The following is a 16,804-nucleotide window of genomic DNA, read 5'->3' on the forward strand; positions in this document are numbered from 1 at the left end:
CATGGCAGCCAACCAGCCGCAGCGCCTCGACGCCGGTGGAGCGATCGACCGCGCCACGCCGGTCGAGCTCGTCGTCGACGGCACCACCGTGACCGGGTACGCCGGTGACACCGTTGCCTCCGCCCTGGTCGCGAACGGCCAGCTGCGCGTGGGCGACTCGATCTACCGAGGCCGGCCGCGCGGCATCCTCTCGGCCGGTGTCGAGGAGCCCAACGCGTTCGTGCTCGTCCGCGGCGAGCACGACGAGTCGATGCTCCCGGCCACGACCCTCGAGCTCGTGCCCGGCCTCGACGTGCGCCTCCTCGACGGTATCGGCGTGCTCGACCACCGGACCGACCCCGCCGAGTACGACAAGATGCACGTCCACGTCGACGTCGCTGTCGTCGGCGCCGGGCCGGCCGGCCTTGCCGCAGCCCGGGCCGCTGCGGCCACCGGTGCCCGGGTCGTGCTCTTCGAGCAGGACTTCTGCCTCGGCGGCAGCCTCCTCGCCTCGCCCGACGACGTCCTGGAGGGCGTTCCCGCCGCGCAGTGGGTCGAGCAGGTCCGGGCCGAGCTCGACGCCGCTCCCGAGGCCCGCGTGCTGACACGCACGACGGCCTTCGGCAGCTACGACAACAACCACCTCATCGCCGTCGAGAAGCGGGCCGAGCACCTTGACGGGACCGCACGCGACGGCATACCTCGGCAGCGCATCTGGCACGTGACGGCGGCTCAGGTCGTCCTCGCGACCGGCGCCTTCGAGCGCCCGATCGTCTTCGCGGACAACGACGTTCCCGGTGTCATGCTCGCCTCGGCCGTCACCACCTACGTACGCCGCTACGCCGCCGTCCCGGGGCGCGCCGCCGTCGTCGTCACGACGAACGACTCCGGCTACGTGGCGGCCCACGCGCTGCTCGAGACGGGTGCGTCGGTGCAGGTCGTCGACGCGCGCGACGAGGGCGCGAGCGTTTCCGTCGCGGCCACAGCCGACGCCGCAGGACTCACGGTGCGCACCGGGTCCGCGGTCGTCGGCGTCGACGGCGAGGTGGCCGTCGAGGCCGTCTGGGTGGCCCGCATCGACGCCGACGGTGCCATCGTCGGCGATCCCGAGAGGATCGTCTGCGACGTCGTGGCGGTGTCGGGCGGGTGGACGCCGAACGTCAGCCTCCACAGCCAGCGACAGGGGGCGTTGCACTGGGACGACGAGCTTGCCGGCTTCGTGCCGACGTCGCCCGTCCGTGACCAGCACGTCGCCGGCGCCGTGTGCGGCACCTACTGGACCGACGGCTGTCGTGTCGAGGGGACCGCGGCCGGGCTGGAAGCCGCCCGCGCCGCCGGGTTCGAGGGTGAGTCCGGCCGTGGGGCAAAGGAGTCCGACACGACCGCGGTGACCGAGGAGCGCGTCGCACGCGCCGGTCGCACCAGGCAGCTCTGGGTCGTCGAGGGGCGCGAGGGAGGCTACGCAACTCACTTCGTCGACCTGCAGCGCGACAACACCGCGGCCGACGTGCTGCGCGCCACCGGTGCCGGGATGCGTTCGGTGGAGCACGTCAAGCGCTACACGTCGATCAGTACCGGCGTGGACCAGGGCCGCATCGGCGCGGTCAACACCATCGGCCTGCTGACGCGCGTCCTGTCGGGTGACGACACCCGTGCCATCCCGCCCGGCCAGCCGGGACAGGACGAGCACGTCGACGCCGCTGACGGGAGGTCCGCGGGACGCGGGCAGCGGCCGACACCCGGCGCCATCGGCAACACGACCTTCCGCGCCCCGTTCACCCCGGTGGCGTTCGCGGCGCTGGCCGGTCGCTTCCGCGGCGACCTCTTCGACGCCGCGCGCACGACGTCGATCCACCCGTGGCACGAGGCGCACGGTGCCCTCTTCGAGGACGTCGGCCAGTGGAAACGGCCGTGGTACTACCCCCGTGCCGGCGAGGACCTGGACGCGGCCGTGGCCCGCGAGTGCCGCGCCGCCCGTGAGGGTGTTGCCTTCATGGACGCCACGACGCTGGGCAAGATCGAGATCCGCGGTGCCGACGCGGGCGAGTTCCTCGGCCGCATCTACACCAACGCGTACAAGAAGCTCGGCGTCGGCAAGGCTCGCTACGGTGTCATGTGCAAGCCCGACGGCATGGTCTTCGACGACGGCGTCGTGCTGCGCCTCGCGGAGGACCGCTACTTCGCGACGACGACCACCGGCGGGGCCGCCCGGGTGCTCGAGTGGCTGGAGGAGTGGTCGCAGACCGAGTGGCCCGAGCTCGATGTCGTGTGCACGTCGGTGACCGAGCAGTGGTCGACGATCGCCGTCGTCGGCCCGCGGTCCCGCGACGTCATCGCGCGGATGGCTCCCGACCTCGACGTGTCACGAGAAGGCTTCGGGTTCATGGAGTTCCGCGAGACGGTGCTTGCTTCAGCCATCCCTGCGCGGATCTGCCGGATCACCTTCTCGGGCGAGCTCGCCTTCGAGATCAACGTGCCGACGTGGTACGGCCTCCGGGTGTGGGAGGACGTCGCCGAGGCCGGCGCGGACTTCGACATCACGCCCTACGGCACCGAGACGATGCACGTGCTGCGCGCAGAGAAGGCCTACCCGATCGTCGGGCAGGACACCGACGGGACCGTGACGCCACAGGATCTCGGCATGGACTGGATCATCTCGACGGCGAAGGACTTCATCGGCAACCGGTCCTACTCCCGGTTGTCGCAGAAGGCCGCCGACCGCAAGCAGCTCGTCAGCGTACTGCCCGTCGACCGGAGCCTGCGCCTGCCCGAGGGCGCCCAGCTCGTCGAGCCCGACGCGCTCGGCGGCTACACGGGGGAGGGCCTGCCGGAGCGACCGATCCCGATGCTCGGCCACGTCACGTCGAGCTACCACTCCCAGGCGCTGGGCCGTTCGTTCGGTCTTGCGCTCGTCAAGGCCGGTCGCGACCGCATCGGCCAGACGCTCATCGCGTCCTTCGAAGGACGCTTCGCCGAGGTCGAGGTGGCCGACGCGGTGCTCTACGACAAGGAAGGAGCCAGGCGAGATGGCTGAGCGCACGATGACGATGACGGCACCGGAGGACACGACGGTGGAGAGCACGAGGAACACGGCCGGCACGGCGGGCGTCGACCGAGCCGCGGTGCTCGGGCTGCGGCGCAGCCCCGCCCAGGACCTCGCCGAGGAGATGCTGCGCGGGTCCGGCGAGCAGGTGCGGCTCCGCGAGATCCCGTTCCTGACCCAGGTCGCCCTCCGCGCCACGCCCGGCAGCGTCGGCGCCCTCGACGACGCCCTCGGCGTCGACCTGCCGACCCGGGTCGGCGAGGTGTCGAGGGCCGGCGAGGGCGGCGACCTCGCGGTGGTGTGGCTCTCGCCCGACGAGTTCCTCGCGGTGGGACCCGATGAGGCCGACACCGGGATCTCCCCGGAGGTGTATGCCGGTGGGCTGGCCGACGCGCTCGGGTCCGATCCCGGGCAGGTGGTCGACGTGTCGGCCAACCGCACCACGCTCGAGCTGTCGGGACCGCGCGCCCGTTCCGTGCTCGAGAAGAGCTGTGAGCTCGACCTGCACCCACGCGTGTTCCCGGTCGGCACTGCCGTCGCGACCCTGCTGGGCTCCACGGGGGTCATCCTGTGGCGTACGGCCGAGGACACCTGGCGCGTCATGCCGCGGGCGTCCTTCGCGACCCACGTGGTGCGCTGGCTGCTCGACGGGATGCGGGAGTACGTCTGATGTCGCTCAGCGCCCTCGACCTGTTCTCCGTGGGGATCGGCCCGTCGTCGTCCCACTCGGACCTGCTCGACCGGACGGCGAGGGTGCAGGCGCAGCTCTACGGTTCTCTCGGCGCGACCGGCCACGGCCACGGCTCGGACCGGGCCGTCGTGCTCGGCCTCGAGGGCGAGGACCCAGAGACCGTCGACACCGCGCACGCGGTGGCCCGGGTCGACGCGGTCCGGGCCGACCGCAAGATCGCCCTGGACGGTACCCACCGGGTCGACTTCGACCCCGACGTCGACCTCGTGCTCCACCGACGGCGTACGTTGCCGGGGCACCCCAACGGGATGACGTTCGAGGCGTTCGACGAGGACGGGCGGTCGCTCCGGGCCCGGACGTTCTACTCGGTCGGCGGCGGCTTCGTCGTCGACGAGGAGGCCGTCGGCGCGGACCGGGTCGTCGTCGACACCACGCCGGTGCCGCACCCCTTCGGCACCGGCGCCGAGCTGCTCGAGCGCTGCCGCGAGACCGGGCTGTCGGTCGCCGGGGTCATGATGGCGAACGAGAGCGCCTGGCGGACCGAGCGAGAGGTGCGCGAGCGGCTGCTGCACCTCTGGGGTGTCATGCAGGAGTGTGTCGAGAGCGGGTGCACCCGTGCGGAACGCACCCTGCCGGGCGGGCTCAAGGTGCGGCGCCGCGCGCCCGAGCTGCGAGAGCGGCTGCGGCGCCAGGAGGCCGACGCGCGCGGGGCCAGCGGGGGCTCGATGCCCGACCCGCTGTGGGCCATGGAGTGGGTCAACCTCTACGCGCTCGCGGTCAACGAGGAGAACGCTTCCGGGGGCCGCATCGTCACGGCGCCGACGAACGGCGCCGCCGGCATCATCCCCGCCGTCCTGCACTTCTACTCCCGCTTCGTCGAGGGCACGGACGACGACGGGATCGTCGAGTTCCTGCTCACCGCAGCGGCGGTCGGCATCATCGTCAAGCTGGGCGCCTCGATCTCGGGCGCCGAGGTGGGGTGCCAGGGCGAGGTCGGCTCGGCCTGCTCGATGGCGGCCGCCGGGCTGTGCGCCGTGCTCGGTGGCACACCAGAGCAGGTCGAGAACGCCGCCGAGATCGGCATCGAGCACAACCTCGGCCTCACCTGCGACCCCGTCGGAGGCCTCGTGCAGATCCCCTGCATCGAGCGCAACGCGATCGCGTCGGTCAAGGCCGTCAACGCCGCCCGGCTCGCGCTGCAGGGCGACGGCGAGCACAAGGTCACCCTCGACCAGGCCGTCAAAACCATGCGAGAGACCGGCGCCGACATGAAGATCAAGTACAAGGAGACGTCCCGAGGAGGCCTTGCCGTCAACGTCGTCGAATGCTGAGGCGAGGCACCCGGGTCGGCCACGAGAGGAGACACGCATGAGCACCGTCACGAGCGCCGTCACCCAGCAGCAGGAGGGCTACGTCCTCACGCTCGACTGCCCCGAGGCGCCAGGCCTGGTCCACGCCGTGTCCGGCTTCCTGATGGAGCAGCACGGCGACATCCACGAGCTCAAGCAGTTCGACGACGTCCGGGGCGGGCACTTCTTCCTGAGGGTCCACTTCACGATCGCCGTCGACCAGGCCGACCCGGGCCTCGAAGCGCTTCGCGGGGCCTTCGTCGCCGTGGCGGAGCGCCATGCCATGCGTTTCGAGCTGCGTGAGGCCTCGGCCCGCAGGCGCGTCCTCGTCATGGTGTCGAAGTTCGCTCACTGCCTCAACGACCTGCTCTTCCGCTCGCGCATCGGCGAGCTGCCCATGGAGATCGCCGCCGTCGTGTCCAACCACCCCGACCACCGGGCGCTCGTGGAGTGGCACGGCATCCCGTTCTTCCACGTTCCGGTCACCGCGGCGACCAAGCCCGAGGCCGAGGCCCGCCTGCTCGACCTCGTCGACCGCTTCGAGATCGAGCTCGTCGTGCTCGCGCGGTACATGCAGATCCTCAGCGACGACCTGACCACCCAGCTGACCGGCCGGGCCATCAACATCCACCACTCGTTCCTGCCGAGCTTCAAGGGCGCCAGGCCCTACCACCAGGCGTGGGAGCGAGGTGTCAAGACCGTCGGCGCCACGGCCCACTACGTGAGCAGCGAGCTCGACGAGGGGCCGATCATCTCCCAGCAGGTGCGCGAGGTGGACCACTCGTTCGGCCCGGAGGACCTCGTGGCGGCCGGACGCGACACCGAGTGCCGCGCCCTGTCGAACGCCGTCAAGTGGCACTGCGAGGGCCGGGTCGTCCTGCACGGTCACCGGACCGTCGTGCTGCTGTGAGTGACGGGCCCAGCCCAGCTCCCCGGATGACCGCCGCGACATCGACGACCACGGTGAGTCAGCCCTGTCGGTGCCCGGCCGGTTGATGCGGCTGGGCCGATGACGTGGCGATGATGGCCGATCGGAGCTGGTCCAGCGCGGCGGCGCGCGCGCCGGCCAGGGAAGGGTGCTCCGTGACGGCGGCGGTGACGACGGGCAGCCGTCGGGGGAGGGCGGCCGAGCAGCGCTGCAGCTCGTCGACGAATCGTGCATCGCGCCCCCACTCACCGCCCAGGACGACGCACTGCGGGTCGGCGAACGCGGCTGCCGCCTCGAGGACGCCGGCAACGGCGGCTCCGAGGGCTCGCAGGGTCTCGTTGTCCTCATCGGCGATGCGCCTCCGGAGCAGCTCGACGTCGATGGCGGTCGAGCCGGCCAGGCGCAGCCCGAGCTCCGCGAAGACCTCGGTGAAGGGGATGGCCTGACCGTGCGGCCCCACCGTCCGCACGTGAGCGATCTCGCCGGCGAGCCCGGAGTGGCCGCGACGCACGTCACCGTCGCAGACCACCGCGCAGCCCAGTCCCTCGCCGAGGTAGAGGTAGACGAAGTCGCGGTACCCGCTCTCATCCCCTCCCGCGACCGCGGACTGCTCGGCCCGGGCAGCCCAGTTCACGTCGTTGTCCACCAGGACGGGTCCGCTGACGAAGGCAGCCAGGAGAGAGCGCGGGTCGAGGTCGCCGACGAGGAAGGGCGCATCGGGCAGGTGGACGGGACGCCCCGTTCGGCGGTCGACCGGGTCGGCCACGCTGACGACGGCCAGCCGGGGGAGGCGCCCCTCAGCTGCCGTCCCGGTGCCGAGCGTCGAGAGGGCTTCGGTCAGCGCCGTCGCGACGCCGCCCACGCCGGGCTCGCGCTCCAGGGTGACCCCCGTGGCCGCGCTGACGCTGCCGAGGGCGTCGACCTCCTCCACCGTCACCGCATGCGGGGTGATGCTGACGGCGAGAGCGGAGCCGCAGGCGGGGGAGAGCGAGTAGTACGTCCCCGCACGGCCGCGTCCCGAGCTGCGCTCTCCCGTGTCCATGACCAGCCCGGCCTCGACGAGCCGGCGCACCCCCTCGGAGATCGTGGGCTTCGAGATGCCGGTGAGGGCTGCGATCTCCGCTCGAGTCAACCGACCGTGCTCCATCAGCGTGCGCAGCACGTGTTCCCCGGTGAGGGCGCGCAGCAGGTCGAGGCTCGGTTTGGCGGAGGACATGGGACCAGTCTAGTTAGGAGTCTTGCCCAAAGTCGCGCAGGCCGCTAGCCTCGTTCTCGTAAGGACTCCTCACCAAAGGAAGCGGCCATGACGACCATCCCCACCACCACGCTCCCGCACTGGGAGACGACCCCCGACGACCTGCCCGGGGCGATCCGCGAGGTCAAGCAGGCGATCCGGGCCCGCATCGAGGCCTCCGGCCGCACCGTGGAGGAGGTCTTCGCCGTCGTCGAGGCCCGCATCGCCGAGCGCGTCGCCGAGATCCGCGGCGACGTCGAGCGGGGCGAGACGGTCTGGCCCGTCATCGACTACTCCGACATCGAGAACGGCACGGTCAGTCCGGAACAGCTCGCCAAGCTGCGCCGCCGCGGCTGCCTCGTCGTCCGCGGGCACTTCCCGCGGGAGCAGGCCCTGGGCTGGGACGCCGGCATCGTCGACTACGTCGAGCGCAACGCCTTCTTCGAGAGCTATCGCGGTCCCGGCGACGACTTCTTCGGCAGCGTCGGGTCGAAGCCCGAGATCTACCCGATCTACTGGTCCCCGGCACAGATGGAAGCCCGCCAGAGCGACCGGATGGCCACCGTGCAGTCCCTGCTCAACGCGCAGTGGAAGCACGAGTCGGACGGCGTCACGTGGTTCGACCCCGACCGCGACTCGCTCTATCCGGACCGCATCCGGCGCCGTCCGCCGGGCGCCGACTCGAACGGCCTCGGGACCCACGCCGACCCCGGCACGCTCGACCTGTGGATGACGCAGGGCTACCAGCAGACCTTCCGGCACCTCTTCGACGGCAGCGTCGAGCGGTACGACCCCTGGGACGCGGCCCACCGCACGTCCGGCCCGCAGTACCCGGGCACCACGATGTGCTCCGCCTTCCGCACCTTCCAGGGCTGGACGGCCCTGTCCGACATGGCCCATGACCAGGGCGTCCTGCACACGATCCCGATCCCGGAGGCGATGGCATACCTCATGCTCCGCCCGCTGCTCGACGACGTGGCCGACGACGACATGTGCGGTGTCACGACCAACCAGGTCTTCCCTGCGAGCGAGCGATGGCACCCGCTCCTCATGGAGGCGTTGAGTGGCATCCCCGACGTGCAGGCGGGCGACTCCGTCTGGTGGCACTGCGACATGATCCACAGCGTCGCGCCCGTCACCGACCAGCAGGGCTGGGGCAACGTCATGTACATCCCGGCCGCGCCGTGGTGCGCGCGCAACGAGCGGTATGCCGGCAGCGTGCGTGAGGCGTTCCTCAGCGGTTCCAGCCCGAGCGACTTCCCGGAGGAGCACTACGAGCGCACGTGGCCGGACCGGTTCACCGTCGAGCAGCTCAACGCCACCGGTCGGCGTGGACTCGGTCTGGACTGACGACCGTCGCCGTGTGGCTCTGGGCTGCAGGGCATCCGTCCGTGAGGGCTTTCTGAGGGCTTTCGACGGCGCCGGACGGGCGTGCCCGGGCGCATCCTTGGTGGGTCAGGACGCGCGGCCCGCCTTCCTGGCGCCGTCGCTCACGGCTGTCGCCGTGACCGCCCACCTGCCTGAGGAGGCACCATGACGACCACGGCCACCAGCTCGTCGCCGAGCTGGATCCGACCGGAGGATGCCCGGCTCTCGGACCTGCTGGAGGTGCTCGCCGCGCGCACCGACCTGGCCGACTACCCGCATGCGACCCGCGTCGAGCAGGAGGTGCTCGTCTACGACTGGGCCACGCTGCGGCATACGGCAGCAGACGACGCCTCCCGTCGCGACGTGCAGGCGGAGCTGGCCCGGGCGCTCTCGGACGGCCCCGGGATCGTCGTGCTGGCAGGCGCGTTCGAGCGGGAGACCCTGGACCGGACCACCGCGGCCTTCGAGCGGATGATCGCCGCGCAGCGCGCCAGCGGTGTCGCGGCCGGCGACCACTTCGCCAAGCCGGGCGCCAACGACCGCATCTGGAACGCCCTCGAGAAGCTCGCCGTCGCCGACCCCGAGGCGTTCGTCGACTACTACGCCAACGACGCCGTCGCACTCGCAGCCCAGGCCTGGCTCGGCCCCGGCTACCAGGTCACCTCGCAGCTCAACGTCGTCAACCCCGGGGGCGCCGGCCAGACGGTCCACCGCGACTATCACCTCGGCTTCCAGTCCGCCGAGACGTGCGCCGCCTACCCGGCGCACGTGCACGCCCTCTCGCAGGTGCTGACGCTGCAGGGCGCGGTGGCCCACGTCGACATGCCCGTGGAGTCGGGCCCGACGCTCTACCTGCCGCACAGCCAGAAGTACGCCCACGGTTACGTCGCCTACCAGCAGCCCGAGTTCCAGGACTACTTCGTCGCCCACCACGTGCAGCTGCCCCTGTCGGCTGGCGACGCCGTCTTCTTCAACCCGGCGCTCTTCCACGCTGCCGGCACCAACCACACGACCGACGTGCGACGGATGGCGAACCTCCTGCAGGTCAGCTCGGCCTTCGGCCGTGCCATGGAGACCGTCGACCGGGCGCGGGTCGTGCAGGCCGTCTACCCGGCTCTGCGAGCAGCCCGTGACTCGGGTATGCCGCGTCGCGAGGTCGAGAACGTCATCGCCGCCAGCGCCGAGGGCTACGCCTTCCCGACGAACCTCGACCGCGACCAGCCCATCGACGGGATGTCGCCGCAGACCCAGGCGCACCTCGTCATCGAGGGGCTCGACGCCGACCTCCCGGCGGAGGACCTGGACCGCCGGATCCAGGCGCAGCTGACGGGCCGCGACAGCCACTGAGACGGGGGCGTTCCCGCGCGGGCCGTCAGCGGCTCGGGTCCACGATGGTCATGCCCGCGACGGGTGAGTGGTCGAACCGCGGGAGCAGAGCGGCTGCCTCGTCGAGGCCGATGGTCCGTTCGACCAGCCGCTGTGGTTGCAGCAGGCCCTGCTGGATGAGCTGCATCATGCCGGGATAGTCGGTGGCGGCCATCCCGTGGCTGCCGAGCAGGTCGAGCTCCCAGGCGATGACCCGGGCCATGGGCACGCGCGGGTGCCCGGCGACGGGCGGCAGCAGTCCGACCTGCACCTGTCGGCCTCGACGGCGCAGGCTGAGGATGGAGTCGGCACACGTCTGCTCGCTCCCGACGGCGTCCACGGCGACGTGGCTTCCGCCGTCGGTGAGTTCGGCGACAGCGGCCGGGATGTCGGAGCCATCGGCAAGCAGGGTGTGCTCGGCGCCGAGGGCCGTTGCGACAGCGAGGGGCTCGGGGTTGCGGTCCACCGCGACCACACGGGCCCCGAGCGCTCGGGCGATCATCACGACGCTGAGTCCGACGCCGCCCGAGCCGACGACGGTGACCCACTCGCCGTCCGTGACCCGCGCGCGGCCGACCAGGGCGCGGTAGGCCGTGGCGAACCGGCACCCGAGGCTGGCTGCCGTCGGGAAGTCGACCTCGTCCGGGACGGCCACCAGGTTGGTGTCCGCGGCGTGGAGCGCGACGTGCTCGGCGAAGGATCCCCAGTGGGTGAAGCCGGGCTGCTGCTGGGCGGGGCAGACCTGCGCCGCACCCGCGAGACACCACTCGCAGCGACCGCAGCCACAGACGAACGGGACCGTCACCCGGTCGCCGACGGTCCAGGATTCGACCCCTTGGCCCACCTCGGAGACGACGCCTGCGAGCTCATGGCCGGGGACATGGGGGAAGGTGATGTCGTCGTGGCCGGCCCACGCGTGCCAGTCGCTGCGGCACATCCCGGTGGCCATGACCTGGACGACGACCCCGGATGGCGGGGCGGTCGGCCTGGGCACGTCCCGGACCTCTGGCTGGGCTCGAACGGCATCGATGACTACGGCACGCACCGTCTGAGGGTGTCACCACGTCGCCCTGACGCCATGGACGGGTCCGGCATCTGGCCAGCGACCGGGCCTCATGGAGCGCCCGTCCGCGGCGCTCTCGGGTCAGCCCACCCGGAAGACCCGCATCTGCAGGGCGAGGGTGGAGTAGTAGCCCACGATCGTGGAGATCTCGAAGACCGTCGGGGCGCCGACGAGCTCGGCATCCTCCTGCCACAGGGCATCGGACACGTCTCCTCGGGTCATGGCCCGGGCCAGGCGCGCGCAGGCCGCCTCGTGCCGGTCGGCCAGGTCGGGCACGTCGCCCGCTCGCAGGGCGTCGATCTCGCCCTCGTTGAGGCCGACCGCTCGCCCCACCGCCTCATGTGCCTCGAGCTCGAAGGCGCTGTCCCACGCCGTGGCCACCGTGAGGATGGCGATCTCCCGGGAGCGGGCCGAGAGGGTGCCGTCGTAGCGGAGGGCGGCCCCGACGCCCTGGAGGGCCGCACCGAGGCCTGGGCTCAGGAGGAAGGCGTTGAACGGGCCGTTGAGCCCCCCGTCCTCGCGGGTCAGCGCGAAGTGCTGCGGACCGGTGGCACGGGCGCCCTGGGTGATGGCGTCATAGAGGCGCCGCGCCTCGGGGCCGAGTCGGGAGGGCGGCAGGGGCTCGAGCCGGCTCACGTGCGGGCCAGGACCCTCGCGGTCCGTGCGTCCACCCGCGTCGTCGGCTCGGCCCGCCTCTCCAGGCTCCCCGCTCGTCATTGTGGCTCGCTGTCCCACGCCTCCAGGTGAACCGCCTCGGCGACGTGCCGGAGCGAGGCGAGGGTCTCGGTGGCGACGGGCACGTCCGTGTCGGTCACGACGTAGCCGTGCTCGCCGCGGGTCGCCAGGGACTGCCCGACGACATTGGCGCCGGCCTCGGCCAGGGTGCGGTTGATGGACGCGAGCACCCCTGGCACGTTGCGGTGCAGCAGGGCCATGCGGAAAGCCCCGTCACGGGGCGCGGGCGCGACTTCGGGGAAGTTGACCGACAGCGAGGTGGCGCCGGTCGTCACGTAGCCGCTGAGCTTCGTCGCCACGAACGTTCCGATCTCCTCCTGCGCCTCCTCGGTCGACCCGCCCACATGTGGGGTGAGGATCACGTTGTCGAGACCCCGCAGCGGGGACTCGAAGAGGTCGCCCTGGGCCTTCGGCTCGACGGGGAAGACGTCGATCGCCGCACCGGACAGGTGCCCGCTCAGGATGTGCTCGCGCAGCGCCTGGTCGTCCACGACCATCCCGCGGGAGGCGTTGATGAACACCGATCCGGGCCTCATCTTGCCGAACTGCTCGGGCCCGAACAGACCCGCGTTCCCGGGCCGGCCGTCGACGTGGATGCTGACGACGTCGGACTCCTCGAGCAGCTCGTCGAGCGACCCCATGCGGCGAGCGTTGCCGTGCGCGAGACGGTCCGCGGTGTCGAAGAAGACGACACGCATGCCGATGGCCTCGGCCACGTTGGACAGCTGGGTCCCGATGTTGCCGTAGCCCACGATCCCCAGCGTGCGACCGCGCGTCTCGTAGCTGCCCTTGGCCGACTTGTCCCAGATCCCGTCATGCATCCGCTGCGTCTTCTCCGGGAGGCGACGGGCCAGCGCGAGCACCTCGCCGAGAACCAGCTCGACGACGCTGCGCGTGTTGGAGAACGGGGCGTTGAAGACAGCCACGCCGCGCTCCGTCGCGTGAGTCAGGTCGACCTGGTTCGTGCCGATGCAGAAGCAGCCGACGGCACGCAGGTCGGAGGCGGCATCCAGGACGGCCGGCGTCACCTTGGTGTTCGACCGGATCCCCAGCACGGACACCCCACGCAAGGCCTCCACCAGCTCGGCCTCGCTCAACGATCCCGAACGGAGCTCGACCTCGAAGCCGTTGCGGCGGAACGTCTCCGCCGCGACGGTGTGGATGTTCTCGAGCAGCAGTACCTTCACGCGTGTCTCCCTAGAGGACTTCTCGGTCCGTCGGCCGGAAGGCCGAGCTGATGGTGGTGTGGGTTCTCAGGCTGCCCCATCCCGCGGTCGGACCGCGATCCGGGGCGTCCCGTGGGACGACCCGGGGTCTCGAGCGGGGTGTCCTGGGCGATCTCGAGCGGGGCTCGGTGCAGCGTGCGCGCCAGCAGCCGGCCGGTGTGCTCGAGGTGGCGGCGCATGGCTCGCTCGGCGCCGGCGCCGTCGCGGCGGAGGATCGCGGTGACGATCGGCTCGTGCTCGGCGCAGATCTGGTGCAGGGTCCGTCCTGCGGTCGTGGTGGGCGACCCGAGCAGTGCGGTCGTGGCTCGGACCCGGTCGATGACCGCGGCCGCCCGCCGGTTGCCTCCGGCCCGCATGAGGCGATCGTGCACGTCGTGGTCAGCGACCCAGAAGGTCGCCTCGTCGCCAACCGCTGCGCCCATCGCCTCGAAGGCGGCCCGGATCGCGGCGTGCTCGTCGTCGGTGGCGTGCTCGGCGGCGCGGCGGGCGGCGGCCGGCTCGAGGGCGAGGCGGATGTCGATGATCTCCTCGATGTCGCGGGCCTGCGGGATGACGACCCGGAACCCGCGGTTGCGGTTGATCTGCACGAGCCCGGCCTCTGCCAGCCGCACCAGGGCCTCCCGCACCGGGCTGCGGGAGACGTCGAGCAGGTCGGCCAGCTGGTAGACGGAGTACGTCTCGTCCGGGACCAGCTCACCGGCGGTGATGCCCGCGCGGACGGCGTCGACGACCGCGTCGGCGAGCGAAGGTGCGCCGTGGGGGAGCGACAGCCGGACCATGAGTAACATGTTACCCATGGTCGAGGTCTCCGCTGACGTGGTGCGTGCGCTGGAGCGAGTCGGGCTCGAGGTCCGTGCCGACGCGGGGACCCGCAGCATGTATGCGTCCGACGCGTCGCTCTACCGGATTCCACCGCTCGCCGTCGTGCGGCCGCGCGACGTGGACGACGTCGCCGCGACGCTGGCCGTCGCGCGCGATACCGGGGTCCCGGTCACCTCGCGTGGCGCGGGCACGTCGGTGGCAGGCAATGCCGTCGGCCGCGGTGTGGTGCTGGACTTCTCCCGCCACCTGAACCGGGTCCTGTCGGTGGACCCGGAGGCACGCACCGCCGTCGTCGAGCCGGGAACGGTGCACGCCGTCCTCCAACGGGCGGTTGCACCACACGGCATACGCTTCGGCCCCGACCCGTCGACGCACCCGCGGTGCACGATCGGCGGGATGATCGGCAACAACGCGTGCGGGTCACGATCGCTCGCGTACGGCCGTACCTCCGACAACGTGGCCGGCCTCGAGCTGCTCACCGCGGCCGGCCAGACGCTGGCCACCGGCTACGACGAGTCGGGCGCGCCGTACGCCCGGGGGGCCGACGACGTGCTCTCCGGGGTCCGCTCGGTGATGTCCCGGCACCTGTCGACAGGGCGCACCGAGTTCGACCGGTTCGGGCGGCAGGTCTCGGGCTACGCGGCGCACCACCTGCTGCCCGAGCGGTTCGACCTCACCCAGGCACTCGTGGGGTCAGAGGGGACCCTGGGGGTCATCACCCAGGCGAGCGTCAAGCTCGTCGTCGACGCACCGGTCCGCGTCGTCGTCGTCCTCGGCTTCCCCGACATCGTCGCGGCCGGACAGGCCGCCCCCGCCGTCGTGGCGCACGGGCCGACGTCCTGCGAGGGCCTGGACTCCCGGCTCATCGACGTGCTCCGTGCTCGCCGCGGACCCGACGCGATCCCGACCCTCCCGCGCGGACGCGCCTGGCTGTTCGTCGAGTTCGCCGGCGACGAGCTCGGCGAGGTCGCCGCACGCGGCCGACGCCTGGTGGCGGAGGGGCTCGCGGACGACGCCGTTGTCGTCGTCGACCCTCTAGTGCAGGCGCGCCTCTGGCGCATCCGCGAGGACGGCGCCGGGCTCGCCGGGCGGGCCCCGTCGGGCAAGCCGGCCTGGCCGGGATGGGAGGACGCGGCCGTGCCGCCCGCTCGCCTCGGCGAGTACCTCGCAGCCTTCGACGAGCTCGTCAGCTCCTACGGCATGACCTCCGCGCCCTTCGGCCACTTCGGCGACGGGTGCATGCACGTGCGGCTCGACCTGCCCCTGGACCAGCCCGACGGCACGAAGGTCATGCGTGAGTTCCTCACCGAATCGGCCCGGCTCGTGGGCGGATTCGGCGGATCGCTGTCCGGCGAGCACGGCGACGGTCGAGCCCGGTCAGAGCTGTTGCCCCACATGTACTCCGCCGACGCGATCGCCCTGTTCGGCGGGATCAAGCACGCCTTCGACCCGGAGAACCTGCTCAACCCCGGGGTGCTGGTGGACCCCGATCCCGTGGACCAGGACGTGCGACCGACCGGTCACTTTCCGGTCCGGAACTTGGCGATGGCCTACCCGCACGACGACGGGGACCTCGCCCAGGCCGTCCACCGGTGCACCGGCGTCGGCAAGTGCCGGGCGGACAACTCGGCGGCCGGCGGCGTCATGTGCCCCTCGTATCTCGCGACCCGGGAGGAGAAGGACTCCACCCGGGGCCGCGCCCGCGTGCTGCAGGACGTCGTCCGTGGCGAGCTGCCCTGGTCGCACCCGTCGGTGCACGACGCGATGGACCTCTGCCTGTCGTGCAAGGGATGCGCGTCGGACTGCCCCACCGGCATCGACATGGCCACCTACAAGTCCGAGGTGCTGCACCAGACCTATCGACGCCGGCTCCGCCCGCGCTCTCACTACTCGCTCGGGAAGCTGCCGATGTGGTCGCGACTGGCAGGCCGTATGCCGCGCCTGGCCAACCGGGCGCTCACGGTGCCCCTCGTCGGCCCGGCAGCACTGTGGCTCGCCGGCGTCGACCGGCGCCGCTCCATCCCGCTGTTCCCGAGGCGTCCGTTCCGCCGGACCTTCACGCCGCGGCCGTCGGACCTGAAGCCGGTGGTGCTGTTTGCCGACTCGTTCACCGACGCGTTCTCGCCCGAGGTCGCCGAGGCGACGGTTCGGGTGCTGCGCGACGCGGGGTACGAGCCGCGGCTCCCGAGCGGCTCGGTGTGCTGCGGCCTCACGTGGATCACGACCGGCCAGCTGGACTCCGCGAAGAGCATCCTGCGCCGCACCGTGTCTGCGCTCGCCGCCGACGCGCGCGCCGGCGTGCCCATCGTCGGGATCGAGCCGTCCTGCACCGCGGTGCTGCGCTCCGACGTCCACGAGCTGCTGCCCGGCGACGAGGACGCTGCCCTGGTCTCGTCACAGGTCCGTACCCTCGCGGAGCTGCTTGCCGAGACGCCCGGCTGGACGGGCCCAGACCTGACCGGCACGCAGGTCATCGCCCAGCCCCACTGTCATCACCACGCCGTCCTCGGGTGGAAGTCGGACGCCGACCTCCTCGCGGACACCGGGGCGACGGTGCAGACGCTGGCCGGCTGCTGCGGGCTCGCCGGCAACTTCGGCGTCGAGATCGGTCACTACGACGTCTCCGTGGCCGTCGCGGGCCAGAACCTGCTTCCCGCGATCGACGCCGCACCGGATGCGGTGGTGCTCGCCGACGGGTTCTCCTGCCGCACCCAGATCGCCGATCTGCGGGACCGGCGCGGGGTGCACCTCGCGCAGCTGCTCGACCCTCGGGCCACCGATGCCCCGCGGTGACGTCGCCTAGGCGCGGCAAGACGATGCCGGCCGACCTGACGCCCGAGGAGCTCGCCGAGCTCTAAAGCGACGCCCGGCGGCAAGGGCGGCCGGTCGAGCGCCCCGACCTCGCCGCCGTCGAGAAGGACCTCGCGGGCGCGCGCCGTGGTGGTTTCGCCATCAACAACGACCGCACCGAGACCGGCGTCACCGCGATCGGGCGCGGCGC

Annotated in this window: 12 protein-coding genes; 7 read left to right on the forward strand and 5 right to left on the reverse strand. The window is 72.0% G+C overall.

Annotation, left to right across the window (positions count from 1 at the left end):
• The first annotated feature begins 1 nt into the window (after position 1).
• Genes AC1DIW_RS00945 through purU form a run of 4 tightly spaced genes read left to right on the forward strand, consistent with a single transcriptional unit; the run spans position 2 to position 5,972 of the window.
• The gene (locus tag AC1DIW_RS00945; RefSeq protein ID WP_478106154.1) at positions 2 to 3,013 is read left to right on the forward strand and encodes a 2Fe-2S iron-sulfur cluster-binding protein; all 3,012 of its coding nucleotides are present in this window, start codon (positions 2 to 4) and stop codon (positions 3,011 to 3,013) included.
• Entirely contained in the window at positions 3,006 to 3,692 is a 687-nt protein-coding gene (locus AC1DIW_RS00950; protein WP_478106155.1) for a sarcosine oxidase subunit gamma, read from the forward strand. The genes AC1DIW_RS00945 and AC1DIW_RS00950 overlap by 8 nt, the downstream gene beginning before the upstream one ends.
• Positions 3,692 to 5,044, forward strand: a complete 1,353-nt coding sequence (locus AC1DIW_RS00955) for an L-serine ammonia-lyase (RefSeq protein WP_478106156.1) — start codon at positions 3,692 to 3,694, stop codon at positions 5,042 to 5,044. The genes AC1DIW_RS00950 and AC1DIW_RS00955 overlap by 1 nt, the downstream gene beginning before the upstream one ends.
• A gap of 37 nt (positions 5,045 to 5,081) precedes the next feature.
• The gene (purU, locus tag AC1DIW_RS00960) at positions 5,082 to 5,972 is read left to right on the forward strand and encodes a formyltetrahydrofolate deformylase (RefSeq protein WP_478106157.1); all 891 of its coding nucleotides are present in this window, start codon (positions 5,082 to 5,084) and stop codon (positions 5,970 to 5,972) included.
• A gap of 58 nt (positions 5,973 to 6,030) precedes the next feature.
• Here the strand turns inward: purU and AC1DIW_RS00965 are convergent, their stop codons facing one another.
• Positions 6,031 to 7,206, reverse strand: a complete 1,176-nt coding sequence (locus tag AC1DIW_RS00965) for an ROK family transcriptional regulator (RefSeq protein ID WP_478106158.1) — start codon at positions 7,204 to 7,206, stop codon at positions 6,031 to 6,033.
• An 87-nt stretch (positions 7,207 to 7,293) separates the two neighbouring features.
• Between AC1DIW_RS00965 and AC1DIW_RS00970 the strand changes: the two genes are divergently transcribed.
• Both AC1DIW_RS00970 and AC1DIW_RS00975 read left to right on the forward strand, forming a co-directional pair.
• The gene (locus AC1DIW_RS00970) at positions 7,294 to 8,574 is read left to right on the forward strand and encodes a DUF1479 domain-containing protein (protein ID WP_478106159.1); all 1,281 of its coding nucleotides are present in this window, start codon (positions 7,294 to 7,296) and stop codon (positions 8,572 to 8,574) included.
• 183 nt (positions 8,575 to 8,757) lie between these two features.
• Positions 8,758 to 9,939, forward strand: coding sequence for a phytanoyl-CoA dioxygenase family protein (locus tag AC1DIW_RS00975; RefSeq protein WP_478106160.1), 1,182 nt, complete (start codon positions 8,758 to 8,760; stop codon positions 9,937 to 9,939).
• Positions 9,940 to 9,964: 25 nt separating this feature from the next.
• On the opposite strand, the gene AC1DIW_RS00980 is transcribed toward AC1DIW_RS00975, so the two are convergent.
• From AC1DIW_RS00980 to AC1DIW_RS00995, 4 genes are all read right to left on the reverse strand, one after another.
• Positions 9,965 to 11,002, reverse strand: a complete 1,038-nt coding sequence (locus AC1DIW_RS00980) for a zinc-binding dehydrogenase (protein WP_442280816.1) — start codon at positions 11,000 to 11,002, stop codon at positions 9,965 to 9,967.
• A gap of 99 nt (positions 11,003 to 11,101) precedes the next feature.
• Positions 11,102 to 11,656, reverse strand: coding sequence for a carboxymuconolactone decarboxylase family protein (locus AC1DIW_RS00985; RefSeq protein ID WP_478106161.1), 555 nt, complete (start codon positions 11,654 to 11,656; stop codon positions 11,102 to 11,104).
• 77 nt (positions 11,657 to 11,733) lie between these two features.
• Positions 11,734 to 12,942, reverse strand: a complete 1,209-nt coding sequence (gene serA, locus AC1DIW_RS00990; protein WP_442280814.1) for a phosphoglycerate dehydrogenase — start codon at positions 12,940 to 12,942, stop codon at positions 11,734 to 11,736.
• Positions 12,939 to 13,769 carry a GntR family transcriptional regulator gene (locus tag AC1DIW_RS00995; protein ID WP_478106162.1) on the reverse strand — a complete coding sequence of 277 codons (831 nt, stop codon included), beginning with the start codon at positions 13,767 to 13,769 and terminating at the stop codon, positions 12,939 to 12,941. The genes serA and AC1DIW_RS00995 overlap by 4 nt, the downstream gene beginning before the upstream one ends.
• On the opposite strand from AC1DIW_RS00995, the gene AC1DIW_RS01000 reads away from it, so the two are divergent.
• Entirely contained in the window at positions 13,768 to 16,596 is a 2,829-nt protein-coding gene (locus tag AC1DIW_RS01000) for an FAD-binding and (Fe-S)-binding domain-containing protein (RefSeq protein WP_478106163.1), read from the forward strand. The two genes, AC1DIW_RS00995 and AC1DIW_RS01000, sit on opposite strands and share 2 nt — an antisense overlap.
• The last annotated feature ends 208 nt before the right edge of the window (positions 16,597 to 16,804 follow it).

This window comes from Terrabacter sp. 01T434 (assembly GCF_056398545.1).

Coding starts and splice junctions, on each gene's coding strand:
- AC1DIW_RS00950 (WP_478106155.1), top strand. CDS start 3,006: ATGGCTGAGCGCACGATGACGATGACGGCACCGGAGGACACGACGGTG.
- AC1DIW_RS01000 (WP_478106163.1), top strand. CDS start 13,768: ATGTTACCCATGGTCGAGGTCTCCGCTGACGTGGTGCGTGCGCTGGAG.
- AC1DIW_RS00970 (WP_478106159.1), top strand. CDS start 7,294: ATGACGACCATCCCCACCACCACGCTCCCGCACTGGGAGACGACCCCC.
- AC1DIW_RS00955 (WP_478106156.1), top strand. CDS start 3,692: ATGTCGCTCAGCGCCCTCGACCTGTTCTCCGTGGGGATCGGCCCGTCG.
- purU (WP_478106157.1), top strand. CDS start 5,082: ATGAGCACCGTCACGAGCGCCGTCACCCAGCAGCAGGAGGGCTACGTC.
- AC1DIW_RS00975 (WP_478106160.1), top strand. CDS start 8,758: ATGACGACCACGGCCACCAGCTCGTCGCCGAGCTGGATCCGACCGGAG.
- AC1DIW_RS00965 (WP_478106158.1), bottom strand. CDS start 7,206: ATGTCCTCCGCCAAACCGAGCCTCGACCTGCTGCGCGCCCTCACCGGG.
- AC1DIW_RS00945 (WP_478106154.1), top strand. CDS start 2: ATGGCAGCCAACCAGCCGCAGCGCCTCGACGCCGGTGGAGCGATCGAC.
- AC1DIW_RS00995 (WP_478106162.1), bottom strand. CDS start 13,769: ATGTTACTCATGGTCCGGCTGTCGCTCCCCCACGGCGCACCTTCGCTC.